At 66.0% G+C, this 16,033-nt stretch carries 13 protein-coding genes; 8 read left to right on the forward strand and 5 right to left on the reverse strand.

Features of this window, described 5'->3' with window-relative positions:
* Window positions 1-158 precede the first annotated feature (158 nt).
* Window positions 159-1,559 (forward strand): ISNCY family transposase, encoded by a 1,401-nt coding sequence (locus CFB35_RS22540; protein WP_059578342.1) that lies wholly within the window; start codon window positions 159-161, stop codon window positions 1,557-1,559.
* A 220-nt stretch (window positions 1,560-1,779) separates the two neighbouring features.
* Here CFB35_RS22540 and CFB35_RS22545 read toward each other — a convergent pair whose 3' ends face one another.
* Window positions 1,780-2,178, reverse strand: a complete 399-nt coding sequence (locus CFB35_RS22545) for a RidA family protein (protein ID WP_059574380.1) — start codon at window positions 2,176-2,178, stop codon at window positions 1,780-1,782.
* A 110-nt stretch (window positions 2,179-2,288) separates the two neighbouring features.
* Here CFB35_RS22545 and CFB35_RS22550 point away from each other — a divergent pair, with 110 nt between their 5' ends.
* The 4 genes from CFB35_RS22550 to CFB35_RS35055 all read left to right on the forward strand — a co-directional run bounded on the left by CFB35_RS22550 (window position 2,289) and on the right by CFB35_RS35055 (window position 6,009).
* Complete coding sequence (locus tag CFB35_RS22550) at window positions 2,289-3,248, forward strand: LysR substrate-binding domain-containing protein (RefSeq protein ID WP_059574379.1); 960 nt, start codon at window positions 2,289-2,291, stop codon at window positions 3,246-3,248.
* A 348-nt stretch (window positions 3,249-3,596) separates the two neighbouring features.
* The gene (locus CFB35_RS22555) at window positions 3,597-4,808 is read left to right on the forward strand and encodes a porin (protein ID WP_089465582.1); all 1,212 of its coding nucleotides are present in this window, start codon (window positions 3,597-3,599) and stop codon (window positions 4,806-4,808) included.
* A 417-nt stretch (window positions 4,809-5,225) separates the two neighbouring features.
* Window positions 5,226-5,717 (forward strand): peptidoglycan-associated lipoprotein Pal, encoded by a 492-nt coding sequence (pal, locus tag CFB35_RS22565; RefSeq protein WP_059574377.1) that lies wholly within the window; start codon window positions 5,226-5,228, stop codon window positions 5,715-5,717.
* A 133-nt stretch (window positions 5,718-5,850) separates the two neighbouring features.
* Window positions 5,851-6,009 (forward strand): hypothetical protein, encoded by a 159-nt coding sequence (locus CFB35_RS35055; protein ID WP_167351655.1) that lies wholly within the window; start codon window positions 5,851-5,853, stop codon window positions 6,007-6,009.
* A gap of 92 nt (window positions 6,010-6,101) precedes the next feature.
* On the opposite strand, the gene CFB35_RS22570 is transcribed toward CFB35_RS35055, so the two are convergent.
* Genes CFB35_RS22570 through CFB35_RS22580 form a run of 3 tightly spaced genes read right to left on the reverse strand, consistent with a single transcriptional unit; the run spans window position 6,102 to window position 10,932 of the window.
* Window positions 6,102-7,364: a cytochrome c gene (locus CFB35_RS22570; protein ID WP_059574376.1), complete on the reverse strand. Its 1,263-nt coding sequence runs from the start codon at window positions 7,362-7,364 to the stop codon at window positions 6,102-6,104.
* On the reverse strand, window positions 7,361-8,059 hold the full coding sequence (locus tag CFB35_RS22575) for a (2Fe-2S)-binding protein (protein WP_059574375.1): 699 nt from the start codon (window positions 8,057-8,059) through the stop codon (window positions 7,361-7,363). The genes CFB35_RS22570 and CFB35_RS22575 overlap by 4 nt, the downstream gene beginning before the upstream one ends.
* Window positions 8,056-10,932: a xanthine dehydrogenase family protein molybdopterin-binding subunit gene (locus CFB35_RS22580; protein WP_060011378.1), complete on the reverse strand. Its 2,877-nt coding sequence runs from the start codon at window positions 10,930-10,932 to the stop codon at window positions 8,056-8,058. Before CFB35_RS22580 ends, CFB35_RS22575 begins: the two co-directional genes overlap by 4 nt.
* 467 nt (window positions 10,933-11,399) lie before the next feature.
* On the opposite strand from CFB35_RS22580, the gene CFB35_RS22590 reads away from it, so the two are divergent.
* From CFB35_RS22590 to CFB35_RS22600, 3 genes are all read left to right on the forward strand, one after another.
* Window positions 11,400-12,950 (forward strand): sensor domain-containing diguanylate cyclase, encoded by a 1,551-nt coding sequence (locus CFB35_RS22590; RefSeq protein WP_060011379.1) that lies wholly within the window; start codon window positions 11,400-11,402, stop codon window positions 12,948-12,950.
* A gap of 254 nt (window positions 12,951-13,204) precedes the next feature.
* Entirely contained in the window at window positions 13,205-13,480 is a 276-nt protein-coding gene (locus CFB35_RS22595) for a hypothetical protein (RefSeq protein ID WP_059574372.1), read from the forward strand.
* Between the two features lie 243 nt (window positions 13,481-13,723).
* Window positions 13,724-14,758: a succinylglutamate desuccinylase/aspartoacylase family protein gene (locus CFB35_RS22600; protein WP_060011382.1), complete on the forward strand. Its 1,035-nt coding sequence runs from the start codon at window positions 13,724-13,726 to the stop codon at window positions 14,756-14,758.
* Between the two features lie 61 nt (window positions 14,759-14,819).
* On the opposite strand, the gene CFB35_RS22605 is transcribed toward CFB35_RS22600, so the two are convergent.
* Window positions 14,820-15,890, reverse strand: a complete 1,071-nt coding sequence (locus CFB35_RS22605; protein ID WP_081066522.1) for a zinc ribbon domain-containing protein — start codon at window positions 15,888-15,890, stop codon at window positions 14,820-14,822.
* Window positions 15,891-16,033 lie beyond the last annotated feature (143 nt).

Consider the following 16,033-nt stretch of genomic DNA (forward strand, 5'->3'; position numbering starts at 1 on the left):
CTTTACATAACGTGAATTATCACCCAAATAAGTGTAAGAGCAAAGTAGTAATGTCGCATCTGGGCAAAGTTGAAATGTCGTAGTTCGAGGGTTTCGGCGCATGCTGGCGGCGGTTCGAACTGCCGGAGCGCATCGTGGGCCAACCTGGACTGATCACCATGAGCATGCGGGAGCTGGATCGTCTGAAGGTCGTGGAAGCCGTGATCGAGCAGCGTCTGATGCCTTGGCGAGCCGCGGAGCGACTTGGGATCAGTCGACGGCAGATTGAACGGCTGGTCGCCCGGTATCGCGCCGCTGGCCCGGTCGGGCTGGTTTCGCAGCGTCGTGGCCACGCCAGCAACCATCAGTTGCCTGAGGATCTCGCTCATCGCGCCTTGAGCCTGATTCGTGAGCGCTACGCCGATTTTGGGCCGACGCTGGCCTGCGAGAAGCTCTGGGAGTGCCATGGGCTGCAGTTGTCGAAGGAAACGGTCAGAAGGCTGATGACAGACGCTGGGCTCTGGATTCCGCGCCGGCAACGGCCGCCCAAGGTCTACCAGCCGCGAGCGCGCCGGGCCTGCCTGGGCGAACTGATCCAGATCGACGGTAGCGATCATCGATGGTTCGAGGAACGGGCGCCGGCCTGCACGCTGCTGGTGTACGTCGACGACGCGACGAGCCGGTTGATGCATCTGCACTTTACGGCGACCGAATCGACCTTCAGCTACTTCGAGGCCACGCGGGCGTATCTGGAGCGTTACGGCAAGCCGGTGGCGTTCTATAGCGACAAGTACAGCGTGTTCCGCAGCGCAACCGCGGGCAAGACCGGCAGCAGCGTGACGCAGTTTGGCCGGGCCATGTATGAATTGAACATCGACACGTTCTGCGCGAACAGCAGCTCGGCCAAGGGACGTGTCGAGCGAGCACACCTGACGCTGCAGGACCGGCTGGTCAAGGAGATGCGATTGCGCGGCATCAGCACGGTGGCCGACGCCAATGCTTATGTGCCCTCCTTCATCGTCATGTATAACGCGCGCTTCGCCAAGCCACCGCGCAGCGACTTCAATGCGCACCGGCCGCTGCGAGGTGACGAGAATCTGGACCAATTGCTGACCTGGCGCGAAACGCGCCGAGTTTCGAAGTCGCTGACGGTGCTGTACGACCGGGTGCTGTATCTGTTGGACGATACGCTCGAGAATCGGAAGCTGATTCATCGCTACATCGACGTCTGGGAGTACCCGGATGGCCGGGTCGAAATACGGACCGATGGCGAGGTATTGCGATGTCGCCTTTACGACAAGCTGGCAGAGGTCGATCAAGGCGCGATCATCGAGCACAAGCGTCTGAGTCACGCACTGCAGGTGGCTGAAGCGGTTCAGGCGCAGCGTGATAACCGGCGGATCTCGGGTTCCCCGTCGCGAGCCAATCGAGGGCTACCGGTACGAGCCAAGGCATCGTTACCCGGTGCCAAGAAACAGCGTGCGTTCACGGAAGCTGATATCGAAGCAGCCATCTTGCAGGTCGCTTCACAAACACATCAATCTGAATCGAATCGGCGGTCTGCGAAGGCCCGCGGGTGAACGTAAGCGCCCTGCTGCTTCAGGCCTGGCACTTCAACGCTGAAGGATGGAAAGCCGATGAAACATGCGACATCTGTATTTAGCTGGCGCTACGACATCTGAATCCGGGTATGACAATAAGTGTAAGAGCAAAGTAGTAATGTCGCTTCTAGCTAAGTTCAGATGTCCGCTTTTCGGCCTATCGTAAGCTGTCCAGCCGCCGCGCGTACGACCACCGTTTCTACGACGTCGCTTCCGATACGACCGCGATCGCTTCGACCTCGATCAATGCGTCCGGCGAATACAGGGCCGAGACTTCGACGAGACTTTCCGCCGGATACGGCGCGGAAAACCATTCCCGACGCACGTCGACCATTCTGTCGAGGTACGCCATCGACTTCAGGAAGATCGTCGTCTTGACGACCTGATTCATTCCCGAACCGGCCGCTTTCAACGCACGCTCCAGATTGCCGAACGCGCGCCTCGCCTGACGATCGAAATCGCCGGGACCTTCGATTTCACCGTCCTCGCCAATGGCAGGCTGCCCAGAAACGAAGACGAAACCGCCCACCCGAATTGCTTGAGATAATGCAAACGGTACATAGGGATCGGGATTCGTGTGCACCTGTTCGATTTTCATGGAAGGCTCTCCGTCGAGTTCCGCGTGATTGTCAAGGATCGGAGTATCGATGGCGCTTTCGAGCGCAGCAAATGGTCAATTCTCACCTTACAGATGAGCTTTTCTAACCCATGCGCAAACTGCCTCCGTTGAGCGCGCTACGTGCATTCGAAGCCGCGGCGCGGCGCGCCGGCTTTAAAGCTGCGGCTGACGAACTCAATGTCACCCCTACCGCCATCAGCCACCAGATACGTCAACTCGAAGAATGGCTCGACGTCAAACTGTTCGAGCGCGAGACACGCGGAGTCCGGTTGACGGAAAACGGCAAGGCGCTGTTTCCGGCGCTTCGTGACGGCTTCGACAGCTTCGAGCGCGCCATCGAGGCAGCGCGAAACATCGACGAAACCAGGGTCGCGACGCTCACGTCCACGGTCGCATTCACCGCAAAATGCCTCGCCGCTCGCGCAGGCGGATTTCGTACCGCCTATCCCGATTGGACCCTTCGGCTCGACGCCACCAATGCCATCGTGGACCTCGATCAGTCCGCGCATGCATCGATTCGTTACGGTTCGGGCTACTATCCCGGGCTCATTTCGGAACCGCTTTTCAGGGACCGTTTTACGCCGGTGTGTCGTCCGCATTTGTCGATCTCCGACGAGAAAGACCTGCAGCGCGCGACGCTGATTCACTTCGATTGGGGGCCCGCCGTTCGCGACGATCAACGCGCGATTACATGGGCGCGCTGGCTGGAGGCGGCCAAAATACGCGGCACCGATCCGAACGACGGCCTCCGGTTCAACGACGAGGTCCATGCGATGCAAGCGACCCTTGCCGGACAGGGAATCGGCCTGATAAGCCTGACCCTGGTCTCCGACGAATTGGCCAACGGCACCTTGGTCCGGCCGTTCGACCTGGCGCTGGACAGCTTCCAGTACGATCTCGTCTATAGCCCTCGTTCCGCGACGAGACACGCAACCGAAATATTGCGCGACTGGGTGCTTCGGGAATTTGCCGGGCATCGATGTTCGGAAATCGCAAAAACAAACGCGAGCCTGCCGCCCGCTCACGCACCAGCCTGGGATACGACGTAAGCGTCATCGAGCGATAGCCCCTGTCGAGCCGACGCCGCCAATGCGACGATCGCCGCCGCCGTCGCGGCCGGTGCCGAACCCCGGCATCTGCCACGCCCTCCCCGCATGTCCGCCACCAGCCGCCAGACAGGCCGACACGCAATCGCGCAAGGGTGCGCGGCACCTCACGCATCGCCCCCGCACGCCCCCTCCCCGACTGCCTCCGTGCAGCCGACGCATCGCAATTCCAAGCGATTCCGCAGAGGACCTTTCCTGTGCAACGTCTTAATCGACGGTCGCACGATCTCCAATAATGGCCGCTCGATCCATCGGCCGTCAGGCCGCTCCAACACAACAACAAAAACACCTATGCATTCCTGCACAATGAACCCGCATGCCGGCGCGCGCATCGCGGGGACCGTCATTGCCGCCTGCCTGACCGGCTTCGTGCCGGATGTCGCGCTTGCCCAGAGCAGCGTGACGCTGTACGGCCTGATCGACACGTCGATCACCTACTCGAGCAACCAGCGCACGCGCGGCGCCGGCTCGCCCGGCGGCGGCAGCGTCGCGATGACGAGCGGCGCGCTGAACGCGTCGCGCTGGGGGCTGCACGGCCGCGAGGATCTCGGCGGCGGGATGGCCGCGGTCTTCACGCTCGAGAACGGCTTCTCCGGCACCACCGGCAAGCTGTCGCAGAAAGGCGTCGACCTGTTCGGCCGCCAGGCGTGGATCGGCGTGGGTTCGGAGACGGCCGGCACGCTGTCCTTCGGCCGCCAGTACGACCTGATCCTCGATTTCGTGACGCCGCTCGGCGCGGCCGGCCCCGGCTGGGGCGGCAACCTCGCGGTCCACCCGTACGACAACGACGATTCGAACCGCAACCTGCGCGTCAACAACGCGGTGAAGTACACGAGCCCGACGGTTCGCGGGTTGAGGTTCGGCGCGATGATCGGTTTCTCGAACACGGCCGGCCAGTTCTCCAACAACGCGGTGTGGAGCACGGGCGTGTCGTATGCGAACGGGCCGCAGAAGCTCGGCGCCGGCTACCTGAAGATCAGCCGCGACCGCAACGCATCGAACCCTGACGGCGCACTGAGCACCGTCGACGGCTCGGCGACGGTCACGGGCGGCAACCAGCAGATCTGGGCGATGGCGGGCCGTTATGCGTTCGGGCCGCACTCGGTCGGCGTCGCATGGTCGCATTCGACCACCGACGGCGTGACGGGCGTGCTTCAGGGCGGCAACATCGCCCCGCTGAAAGGCGAATCGCTGGTGTTCGACAATTTTTCGATCGATGCACGCTACTTCGTCACGCGGGCGTTGACCGTCGCCGCCGCGTACACGTACACGATGGGCCGCTTCGATACGCGCACGGGCCAGACGCGCCCGAAATGGAACCAGGTCGTCGCGCAGGCCGACTATGCGCTGTCCAAGCGCACGGATGCGTATCTCGAAGGTACCTATCAGCGCGTGAGCGGCGGCAACGGCAACCCCGCGTTCAACGCGACGGTCTGGACCTTGACGCCTTCCGCAAACAGCAACCAGGCCGTCGTCGCGCTGGGGCTGCGGCACAAGTTTTGACGACGCGGCGTGCACCGCCGCGTCACGCTGCCGACCGGCTGCATCGGGCGAGCGCTTCCCGCATCACCCAAGCGCCATGACCGCCACCGACGAGGCCGCGCCCCGTGCGCGGCCTTTTTCGCTGTGGCAGGCGCTGCTTACCGCGCACCGCCGACGGAAGCAAGAATGCCTCCCGGCCGTCGCGTTTGCGCAAAAAATGCGAAGAAACTGGTCGCGTTGTGACATTTTTCCTAATCTGTTTGCAGCGACGCCGCGATCCGGCGTTCCGGTCGCAACATTCTTTCATCTGGCGCACCATCGGCTTACGAATCCGCATCGCGGCAGCGAAGCCGGACATTTCGCGCCATGGCGGCCGGACGGCTGCGTGCGAACGGCACGCGCCCCGCTTTCAACGCAGTCAACCGCTGGAGAAGAACGATGAGCAAAATGAACCGAATTGCGGTCCTGGCAACTTTCGTCCTGCTGGCCGGTTGCCACCACGCGGCGAAAACGCCCGAGAATGCCGGCGCGGCGCCGACGCCCTCGAGCGAAGCCGTCGCGACAGTGACGGCCGACGATCTGAACAATCCGAACAGCCCGCTCGCCAAGCGCAGCATCTACTTCGATTTCGACCAGTACTCGGTGAAGCCCGAATTCCAGTCGCTGCTGCAGGCGCATGCCGACTATCTGCGCAGCCATCCCGCGCGGCGCGTGCTGATCCAGGGCAACACCGACGAGCGCGGCACGTCGGAATACAACCTCGCGCTCGGCCAGCGCCGCTCGCAGGCCGTGGCGAGCGCGCTCGAAACGCTCGGCGTGCCGGCGACGCAACTCGAGGCGGTCAGCCTCGGCAAGGAAAAACCGGTCGCGCTCGGCCACGACGAGGAAGCGTGGGCGCAGAATCGCCGCGCCGATCTCGTCTATCGTTGATCCAGGCGCCGCCGCCGCGGCGATACGCGAAAAGCATGGAATAAACGCTTCGCCGAAACGTCTTGTCATCGCGCAGGCGCGCGGTTCCCATGAGCCGCCTTTCCCGTGGCCTGCGCGCTGCAAGGAGATTGCAATGAAATCGGCAACGCTGGCTGCGACGCTGATCGCGGCGCTGGTGCTCGTGCTGTCGGCGGGCTGTACGTCGTCGGGCAGCGGCGTGTCGCAAGGACCGGGCATGAGCCGGTACGGCGGCTCGGGAGGCAGTGGAGGTAGTGGCGGAGGCGGCTACTGACGCGCCGCCGGACTGGCTTGAACGGGGCGTCACGCGCAAACGCGGCCGGCACTCGGCCGTGTCGCGCGCGACGCCCTGTTTCGTCGTCCGATTTATCGCCGCATCGCCTTCACGTCGGCCGGCGTGACGCTCGCGGGCCGGCCGCCCCACGTCGCACGCAGGTAGTTTGCGAGCTGCGCGAGTTCGTCGTCGCTCAGCGTGCGCGCGAAACCCGGCATCGGCTGCAGGTTCTCGAAGCCGGCGAACTTCTGCTCGTCGATGCCGTCGAGCATCGCGACCAGCAGGTTGCGCGGGTCGTCCTGGCGCACCGTCGAGTTGCCGTTCATCGGCACCGCCACGTGCGGCTTGCCTTCGCCGTTGAAGCCGTGACAGCCCGCACAGACCGCGAGATACGCCGAGCGGCCGGCGGCAAGCTGCGCGGCGTCGGCCGACACCGGCTTCACCGGTTGCGGCGCGGGCGGCGTATCGCCGAGCAGGTACACCGACAGCGCGCGCAGGTCGTCCTTCGTCAGGTACTGCGTGCTCAGGTGCACGACCGGATACATCTCGCCGAATGCCGAGCCCTGCGGCGCGATGCCGACGCCGAAGAACGTCTGCAGGTCGGCGCCCGTCCAGCCGCGCGCGGCGAGGCCGCCCGGCGTGATGTCGGGCGCGGCCACGCGGCCGAGCGCGGCCCCCGCGAACGGCTTCGCCCCGTCGAGCTGGCCCGTGAACGCGCGCGGCGTGTGGCATTCCGCGCAATGGCCGAGCGCGCCCGCGAGATAGCGGCCGCGCCGCCAGTCGGCGGATTGCCCGGCCGACGCATCCGGCAGGCTGTCCTTCAGGAACAGCATGTCCCAGAAGAGCATGCCGAAGCGCAGGTTGTACGGAAACTTCAGGTCGTGCGCGCGGTTTTCCTGCGCGATCGGCTTCACCGTCTTCAGGTACGCGTACATCGCATCGGCGTCGGCGCGCGTGAGCTGCCGGTACGACGTGTACGGCATCGACGGATACAGGCGCTTGCCCGGCGCCTTGCCGTCGTGCAGCGCGGCGTAGAAGTCGTCCGCGCTCCAGTTGCCGATTCCGTGTTCCTTGTCGGGCGTGATGTTCGAGCCGTAGAACGTGCCGAACGGCGATTCGAGCGCCGCGCCGCCGGCGAATGGCGCGCCGTCCTTCGCGGTGTGGCACGCCGCGCAGTCGGCAGCCTTGACGAGATAGCGGCCGCGCGCGACCGCATCGGCGCCGGGCGCGCCGGACGCCGCGCTCGACGCCGGCGCGTCGTGGCCGCCGCAGGCAGCGAGCAGCAGCGCGCAGGCCGCGGCGAGCGCGGGCAGGCCCGCGGCCCGCGCGACACGATGAGCGAGAGTGCGTGTCATGCGGCGTCCTTCACGAGTCCCGGCGTCGTCAGCACCACGTCCTTGACGGCTTGGTAGTAGCGGACGTAGCCCGTGCAGCGGCAGAGATGCGCATCGAGCGCGTCGGTGATCGTGCGTTCCACGTCGGCCTTCGCGACCGGCTCGCGCTTCAGGCGTTCGATCAGCACGGTCGCCGCGTTGACGAAGCCCGGCGTGCAATAGCCGCACTGGAAGCTGAAGTGCTCGAGGAACTTCTGCTGGATCGGCGACAGCTCGACGACCTCGCCCGCCTCGTTGCGCTTCGCGTGGCCTTCGATCGTGCGGATCGAACGGCCATGGAAGAAGTGCGCGCCGGTGATGCAGGTGCGCATTTCCTCGCTCGTGCCGTCCGGCTGGTCGACGATCACGACGCACGCGTGGCAGATGCCCTGCCCGCAGCCGAGCCGCGAACCGGTGAGGCCGACGTACTCGTGCAGGAACTCGATCATCATCAGCCCTTCCGGCACCTGCATCGGGCCGACGGCCTTGCCGTTGATCCTCACCGACAGCGGCTTCTGCTGGAACCGAACGAGCGGACGTTCGACGGCAGCCGGTGCCGGTGCAGCCGGCGTGGCGGGAACGGACGCCGGGGCGGCCGAAGCCGCCGCCGGCACGGAAGCGCCGGTCGCAGCCGCGCTGGCGCTCGCGGCCGAAGCCGCGGTTTGGGCGGTCGTCATGCGAGCACCTCCTGAATCTTTTGCGGGGTCACCGGCAAGTCGGTGAAACGATGGCCGATCGCGTGCGCGATGCCGTTCACGATCGCGCCGACGACGGGGATCATCACCACTTCGGCGACACCCTTCGGCGGGTCGGTCTCGGACAGCGGCGGCAGCACGTCGCCCGTTTGCGTCCAGACGGCGACGTCGGACGCGCGCGGCAACCGGTAACGGTTGAAGTTCCACGTGCCGTTGCCGGGGCCGTCCTCGTAGAGCGGCAGGTACTCGTGCAGCGCATGGCCGATGCCCATCGCGAGGCCGCCCTGCAACTGGCCCGACACGAGTTGCGGCGAAATCTGGTTGCCGCATTCCATGATCGAGTGATGCGTGAGCAGTTCGACCTTGCCGGTCGCTTCGTGCACGGCCAGCTCGACGAGCGTGCCGACCGCCGTGTAGTACGTGACGGCCGCGTTGTTGCGGCTCGTCGGCGGGATGAACACGCGCTTGCGGTCCAGCACGCGGTAGCCGTTCGCGGTCGGCGGCAGCGTGCCGCGCAACGCGCTCGCGCCGGCCGGGGCGGCGGTGCCCGGGATCGGGCCGTCGTCGCCCGTCTTCGGCGCGCCGACACGCAGCGACAGCCCGTCGATCGGCAGACGCTCGACCGTGCCGCCCACCTCGAACTCGGCGTCGGTCCACTGCCAGCGGTTGAACACGTGCACGACGGCGCCGGTCGGCAGGCCGAGCGCATGCGCCTGCTTCGCGAGCTGCTCGAACGTCAGCGGCTCGAGGCCGTCGGCGGTCAGCTTGCCGTCGACCCAGCGCGCATCCTCGATGCGGATCGTGTACGGCGCGGCCTGGCCGCCGCCGAGGCCGCGCGTCCAGATCGACATCGCGGCCGGCCATAGCCCGTAGCGGAACACGGCGCGCGCGGCTTCGCGCGTGCTGTGCGTGAAGTAATACGCCGAGTTCGTCGCGCTCGACGGCGATGCATAGCCCGGCGACCAGCGCGGGTTCGCGCTCAGCCGATCCTGGTCGGCCTGCGACATCAGATACGGATCGCCGCTCGTCTCGATCGGCAGGTCCGGCCATTCGGTCAGCGCCACGCGGACGTCGGTCGCCGGGCGGCCGAGCCATTTCGCGACCGCGACGGCCTGCGACGTCGACATCCCGGTGCCGATCTCCGCCGCCGTATGCTGCAGCGACACCTTGCCGTGCTCGTCGAATTCGACTTTCGCGAACGACGCTTCCGCGCCCGTGCCGAAATCCTTCTGCACGCACGCGAAGCCGACGCCGTAGCGCTTGCCCGGATGCGCGGCCTCGAATTCGACCTTGCGCGCGGCACGGCGCGTCCACAGCGGATGCTGCTTCGCCCGTTCGAGCACTTCGTCGACGCGCAGCGCACCGGCGGGAATCGCGCCCTGCGTGTTCTTCATCCCCGAACGCAGCGCGTTGCGCAGCCGGAAGTCGATCGGGTCGATGTTCAGTTGCGCGGCGATCTCGTCGATCGCCATCTCGGTCGCGGCCATGCTCTGCAGCGTGCCGTAGCCGCGTGCGGAACCGGCGTCGATCGCGCGCGACGCGATCGCGACGGCCGCGAGATCGCTCTTCGGGAAGTAGTAGATCGATTGCGCGGCCGTGGCGCCGACCATCGCCACCGACGGCGAGAAGTTCGAGCGCCCGCCGCCGTTCGCCTCGAAATCGCCCTTGAACGACTGCAGCAGGCCGGTGTTGCGATCGACCGCGATCCGGTAATGCATCTTGAACGCGTGACGCTTCAACGAGGTCTGGAACTGCTCGTAGCGGTCGTTCGCGAAACGCACCGGGCGGCCGTCCGCGTACAGCGCGCAGACGAGGCCGTAGAACGGCACGTTGAAGTGATCCTTCGAGCCGTAGCCGACCGTGTAGCACGGATGCACGAACAGCTTCTTCACCGGGAAGCGGCATTTCGCGACCATCGCGGCCGCGTTCTCCGACACCTCGAGCGGCGACTGGGTCGGCACGACGAGGTGCAGCGATTGCGTTGCAGCGTCGTACCAGCAGTTCGCGTTGTCCGGTTCGAGTGCGGCCGTATCGACCGACTGCGTGTTGTATTCGCGGTCGAACACGAGCCACTCGGCGGGCGGATGATCGAGTTCGGCACCGATCTGCCCGGCGAGGAACATGCCCTGCTCGTCGAGCTTGCCGTGCGCCTTGCCGTCCGGCCAGACCGGCAGGTGCTTGCGCATCATGCTCGGGAAGATCGGCGCGTCCTTCAGGCTCGAATAGACGTCGTCGTCATAGGCTGTCTTGCCGCCCACGCGCACATAGCGGAAGGTGCCCCACGGATCGCGTTCGAGCGGGCCCGTGACCGCGCCGTAGCGAATCACGTCGTCGCGAAACTTCAGCGCGTTCTTCGCGAAGCGGAAGCGCGCGAAGTCGTGATAGATCAGGATCGCGACCGCATGGCCGAGATACGCGGGCGTCTTGCCGGCCGGCAACAGCATGTCGTCGCCGTAGAACGCCGGGAACGCGACGCCGTCGCGCGCGAGATCGTCGGCCGTGACGACGCGGTCCGGTTTCAGCTCATCGCCGAGCAGCGACAGGTCGAAGTCCTCGTACGTGCGGTCGGCCTGCGTGACGCGCAGGATCAGCGCGTGCGACTGCTGCTGCGGCCAGTGCGGCATGTCGGCGGCGCGCACGTCACGGGCGAACACTTTCGAGCCCGTGACCTTCGCGATACCGTCGATGCGGAATTGGGGGATGCCGGTGACGCTATCCCATTTGACGGGAGTGAGGAGTTTTTCTTCGAAGAGCGCCGCGAACGCGCGGCTGCCGATGGGCGCGACATTCACCGCGACACCCGCCAGCACGCTGGCTTTCAGAAAACCCCGCCGTGACAGGCCGTGGTTTTTCATTTGGGGGGGAACCTCCTGAGGCGGCTCGGACGGCGATCGGGTGTCGCGGCGTTCGGAGCGGCGCGCATTCTGGCATTGTTTTTGATATATCGCCTATAGTATTTCCCGCATGAAATACTTATTGAATTTCTTATAACGGGTTTCAGCCGGCTGCGGCGGGCAATCGCGGGGGCGATTCGCATGCCGTTTGCGTGCGGCTCGATACCGTTGTGCCGGCCTCGCCAGTTTCCGCGTGGCAGCCGCACATCGTTCCGTTCGCAACGATGCCGCCTCCGCGCCGCCGAATCCGCGGGCCGCTCGCAACCGGGGTTGACGACTCGTGCTCGCAGCGATGCGCCGGGGCTGCCGGCTGCCCCGCACCGCCGGTTTTTCATGGTAATGTCGTGCGCATCCGGCTAGGCCGGGCCTCCGCCACGTGCCGTGCGGGCGCCGCCAGCCATCGAGACATCGTGTCGAGGTCGACAACCATGGCAGTCAGGGCATCTCTCCTGAACTCCGTTCTCGCCACTCCCCCCTCCGGCAACCACCGCGTGACGGCCGCGCTGCGTCCGTCGATGCTCGTGACGCTGTTCGAGGACGTGCGCCCGATGGCGCTGTCCGGGCTCGCGAGCGGCTTCGTCGCGGCCGTTGCGCTGATCCGGCTGCAGCAGCTGTGGTGCCTCGCGTGGCTCGTCGTCGACGTCGGTCTGCTCATTGCGCGCCTGTCGATCGTACGGGCCTACACGGTGCGGCGCGACGCCGGCGACGATCGCACCGAATACTGGGCGAGTCGTTATGCGCCGGTGTCGCTCGTCGCGTGCTTCGTGCTCGGCCTCGGCGTGATGGGCTGCGTACAGGCCGCCGACGTCGAGCTCGGCACGCTGTCCGTGATGGTCGCGGGCGGCGTGTTCGGCGGGATCGCATCGCGCAATTCGGCGCTGCCGCGGCTCGCGATGACGCAGGTCGTGCTCGGCGTGCTGCCGATCGGCGTCGGCGCGCTGCTGGCCCCGCGGCCGGGCGCGTGGCTGCTGGTGCCGCCGATCGCGATCTATCTCGCGGCGATGCGCACGGTCGTGCAGCGCCACTACCGCGTGCTCGTCGCGCTGATCGCCGCGCGCCAGCGCAACGCCGAACTCGTCGCGCGCTTCGACGCCGCCCTCACCTACATGCCGCACGGCCTGTGCATGATCGACGGCGACAGCCGCGTGATCGTGGTGAACCGGCGCACCGCGCAACTGTTCGGCTCGGCGCGCGAGGTCATGCTCGATACGCCGCTGCCGGCCGTCGTCGCCGCGCTCGGCGCGAACGCGGCGACCGATCCCGCCGGCGCCGGCCTTGCCGCGCAATGTGCCGCGTGGCTGAGCCGCGCCGAGCCCGTGCCGCTCGACATCGCGCTCGCCGACGGCCGTCAGCTCGAACTGACGCGCCACCGCGTACCGGACGGCAACGCGGTGATCATCGTCGAGGACGTCACCGCGCGCCGCCAGACCGAACAGCACATCCGCCACCTCGCGCGGCACGACGCGCTGACGGGGTTGCCGAATCGCCACGAACTGCATGCGGAGCTCAAGCGGATGCTCGCGCGCCGGCCGCGGCTGCCGAGCCCCGCGTTCGCCGTCATGTATCTCGACCTCGACGGCTTCAAGTCGATCAACGACCGCTTCGGCCACCAGGCCGGCGACGAAGTGCTCACGCAGGTCGCCGAGCGGCTCGGCAAGACGTTGCCGCGCGGCGAGCTCGCGGCGCGCATCGGCGGCGACGAGTTCGTCGTCGCGATCGACGACACGACGATGGACGCGTGCTCGATCCTCGCCGCGCGGATCATCCGGCAGATTTCGGCGCCGTACGTGCTGTCGATCGGCGAGACCGTCTGCATCGGCATCAGCATCGGCATCGCGCTCGACGACGGGCACGGCTCGCCCGACGAGCTGATCCGGCAGGCCGACAGCGCGCTGTATGACGCGAAGTCGGCCGGCAAGGGCATCTACTGCTTCTATTCGAGCGGCAGCCGCCGCGTGGCGCCGGTTGCCGCAAGCTGAGCCGATCGCGCGCCGCGCCGCGCATTCCTTTTTCCTACCCGCCTCATCTTCCCGACGATTCAATTCCGAAACGCTTTGCCGGCTCGCGCGTGGCGCCGCGCGCTCGCATGTCACGTGACGTGTTCCGTAACATCGCCGTCCGGCACGCAGCACGATGACGGGAGAAGCCCGCACGATCTTGGCCGGGAGCGGCGTTTCGCGACTGGCACTCTTATTGCTCCTTGATACGGAAAGAACGTTTCAGGGAGCCCAACATGAATACCGTCGACGTCCTCGCACGAACCGAAATCATCGACGAACAGGCGGTGATCGACGGCGCATCGCTGATCCGCCGGCTCGTGTCCGACCGCCGGATGCCGGCCGCATACGAAGCCGCATGCGTCGACAATCCGCCGCTCACGCTGTACGGCGCGTTTCGCCAGGGCATCGCCGATTACGCCGCGCGGCGCGCGAATCCGTATCGCGCCGGCAGCCGTTTCTGGGCACTGTGGGAAGAAGGACGTCTCGAAGCTGAAACATCCGGCCGGTAAGCCGGTTGCACGCGCCGGCCCTGTCGCGACAAGGGCCCGGCGCGCCAGCCGGCGCAAGAACCGGCCGGCTGGCGCGCCGGCATGCGTTCATCGCTGCAACATCGCGCGCGGTCGCGCGTATCGGCACCGCAACGCACGACAACGCGCCCGTCCGCCGTCACGCGTACCCGGTTGAGCCCGCCCGCCGCGCGTTGCCGCTTTCCCCTATAAGATGGCAGATTCCGTTCATCGAACGATACCGCCATGACCGCCTCTTCCTCTTCCCGAAATCCCATTCACTGCGAAATCGATCTCGACGCGCAAGGCAAGCACGCGGGCTACCTGCGGCTGCCGCACTCCGTGCACCGCTCCGCGTACGGCTGGCTGCCGATCCCGATCGCGTCGATCCGCAATGGCGACGGCCCGGTCGCGCTCGTGATGGCCGGCAATCACGGCGACGAGTACGAAGGCCAGATCATCGTGTCGCAACTGATGCGCGAGATCGAGCCGGAGATGGTCAGCGGCCAGTTGATCCTCCTGCCGATGGCGAATTTCCCGGCGGCGGATGCGGGCCTGCGCGTGTCGCCGCTCGACGAGGGCAACCTGAACCGCAGCTTCCCCGGCGATCCGACCGGCACGCCGACGCAGATGATCGCCCATTACATCGAGCACGCACTGCTGTCGCGCGCGCAGTATCTGGTCGATCTGCATTCGGGCGGCAGCTCGCTGCTGTACCAGGGCGGCAACATGCTCGCGATCGATCCGCTCGACGCGGACGAAGCCGAGAAGCTCAACGGGCTGCTGGTCGCGTTCGGGTTGCAGAATGCGCTGCTGCACGCGCCGAATCCCGTGCATTCGGCGTCGGCCGCGCGTCGGCAGGGCGCGATCTCGATCGTGACCGAACTCGGCGGCGCCGGCATGGCCGACCCGTCGCTGATCCGGCTCGGCCGCCACGGGCTGCTGCATTACCTCGGCTATATCGGGCTGCTGCACGGCGCGCTCGTGCCCGACGCGCCGCCGACCGTCACGCGCTTCATGCGCGTCGACGGCGATCGCCATTTCGTTTATGCGTACGAGCGCGGGCTGTATGAACCGCTCGTCGAACTCGGCGACCAGGTGAAGGCCGGGCAGCCGGCCGCGTGGGTGCACTTCCCCGATACGCCGTTGCGGGAACCGGTGCTGCATCGGTTCAACGGCGACGGCGAAGTGGTGTGCAAGCGGGTGCCCGCACAGGTGCGGCGCGGGGATTGTCTGTTTCAGTTGGCGGAGTTGTCGACGCCGCCGCGTGTCATCGGGTGATGAACCCGACTGACACGCTCACGAGCGTCGTATGCCGATGCCGGTACGTACACTCGGGCCGTCAGTCGGATGACACCGGCGACGCGCTCCCCTGCGCAACGCCGCATTGATGGCAATGCGGGAAGAAGAAGAAATTCCGACCGCCGCATTCGCAGACATTGAAAAGCCTCAATCCGCAATGTACGCAAAACGTGGAGTCGTCGCCGCCGAGATTCCATTGTTTGTCGCATGACGGGCAACGCTTTTTCTCGAGCGACCGAACGGCTTTTTCGTATCCGATCGTGCGCGCGCGTTCGCCCTGATCCTGCTGCAATTCGAGCCGCTTGCGTTCGGCATAGCGCTGAAAGGCCTTCATCATGTAAAGACCGGCGAATACCGTGAGCACGATGCCGACCAGGACCCGGACATAGCCGCCGAAATTCGGCAAGTACGGCACCAGCTCAATGAAAAACGCACTCAACGCAAACAGGCCGAAACCGTACACGAACGGCCAATAACGCGCCTTGCGGTAGCGGATGAACAGCCAGGTCGCGACCAGCAGGATCGGTAACGTCAGCGCAAGCCGCAGCCCGAACACTTGCATCTCGTAGCGCCGGGTCGCCTCGTCGAAGCGCCGTTCGGCTGCTGCGTCCGCTTCGGCGATTTGCGTGTCGACGTGCGTCAGTTGCGATGCCAATGCCCGTTGCTGATCACCGACCGCATCGATCTGATGCTGCCAGTTGACCACGCCTGCCTGGAGGGTATCCAGCTTGCGCGTCCTCGCCACAATGTCCGGGTCCTTCGCGCCGTCTCCCGTCACCGCGCGGGTGGCCAGCCAGTTGCGGAAACTTTCCTTCTCGGCCGCGTACTCCTTCGCGACGCGGCCGCGCGCCACTTCCATCGTGTCGACCTTCTCGGCAAGCGCGTCGCGCTGCGCCTGCAGTTGACGGCGCGCCGCGTCCAGCCGCGCTTTTACCGGCGCATCGGCGAATTGCTCGACGACCGGCGGCCCGCCGCTCGGCGCGAATACCATGTCGCGGATCACGAGGCTGCCGAGCATGTTCAGAAAGACCGCGAAAACGATCGCAATCGCCCAGGAGGCGAGCCGCAGGAGCCGCGCCGGGCTGGTCAGGCCGTCGCCGGAAGTCATCATTGTTTTTACCCTCTTGTCGGAATGGCTTCCATTGTCGTCAATCTTGATGCAACCGTCGATCGTCTCTATTTCGATGGCGGACAGTCACCTCGACATTTGCGGAGAAACGTGTGGGTTTAGCTCGATGAGGTCTCGGGCTAGCC

This window comes from Burkholderia sp. AU16482 (genome assembly GCF_002223285.1).
In the GTDB taxonomy this organism is placed as follows: Bacteria; Pseudomonadota; Gammaproteobacteria; order Burkholderiales; family Burkholderiaceae; genus Burkholderia; species Burkholderia semiarida.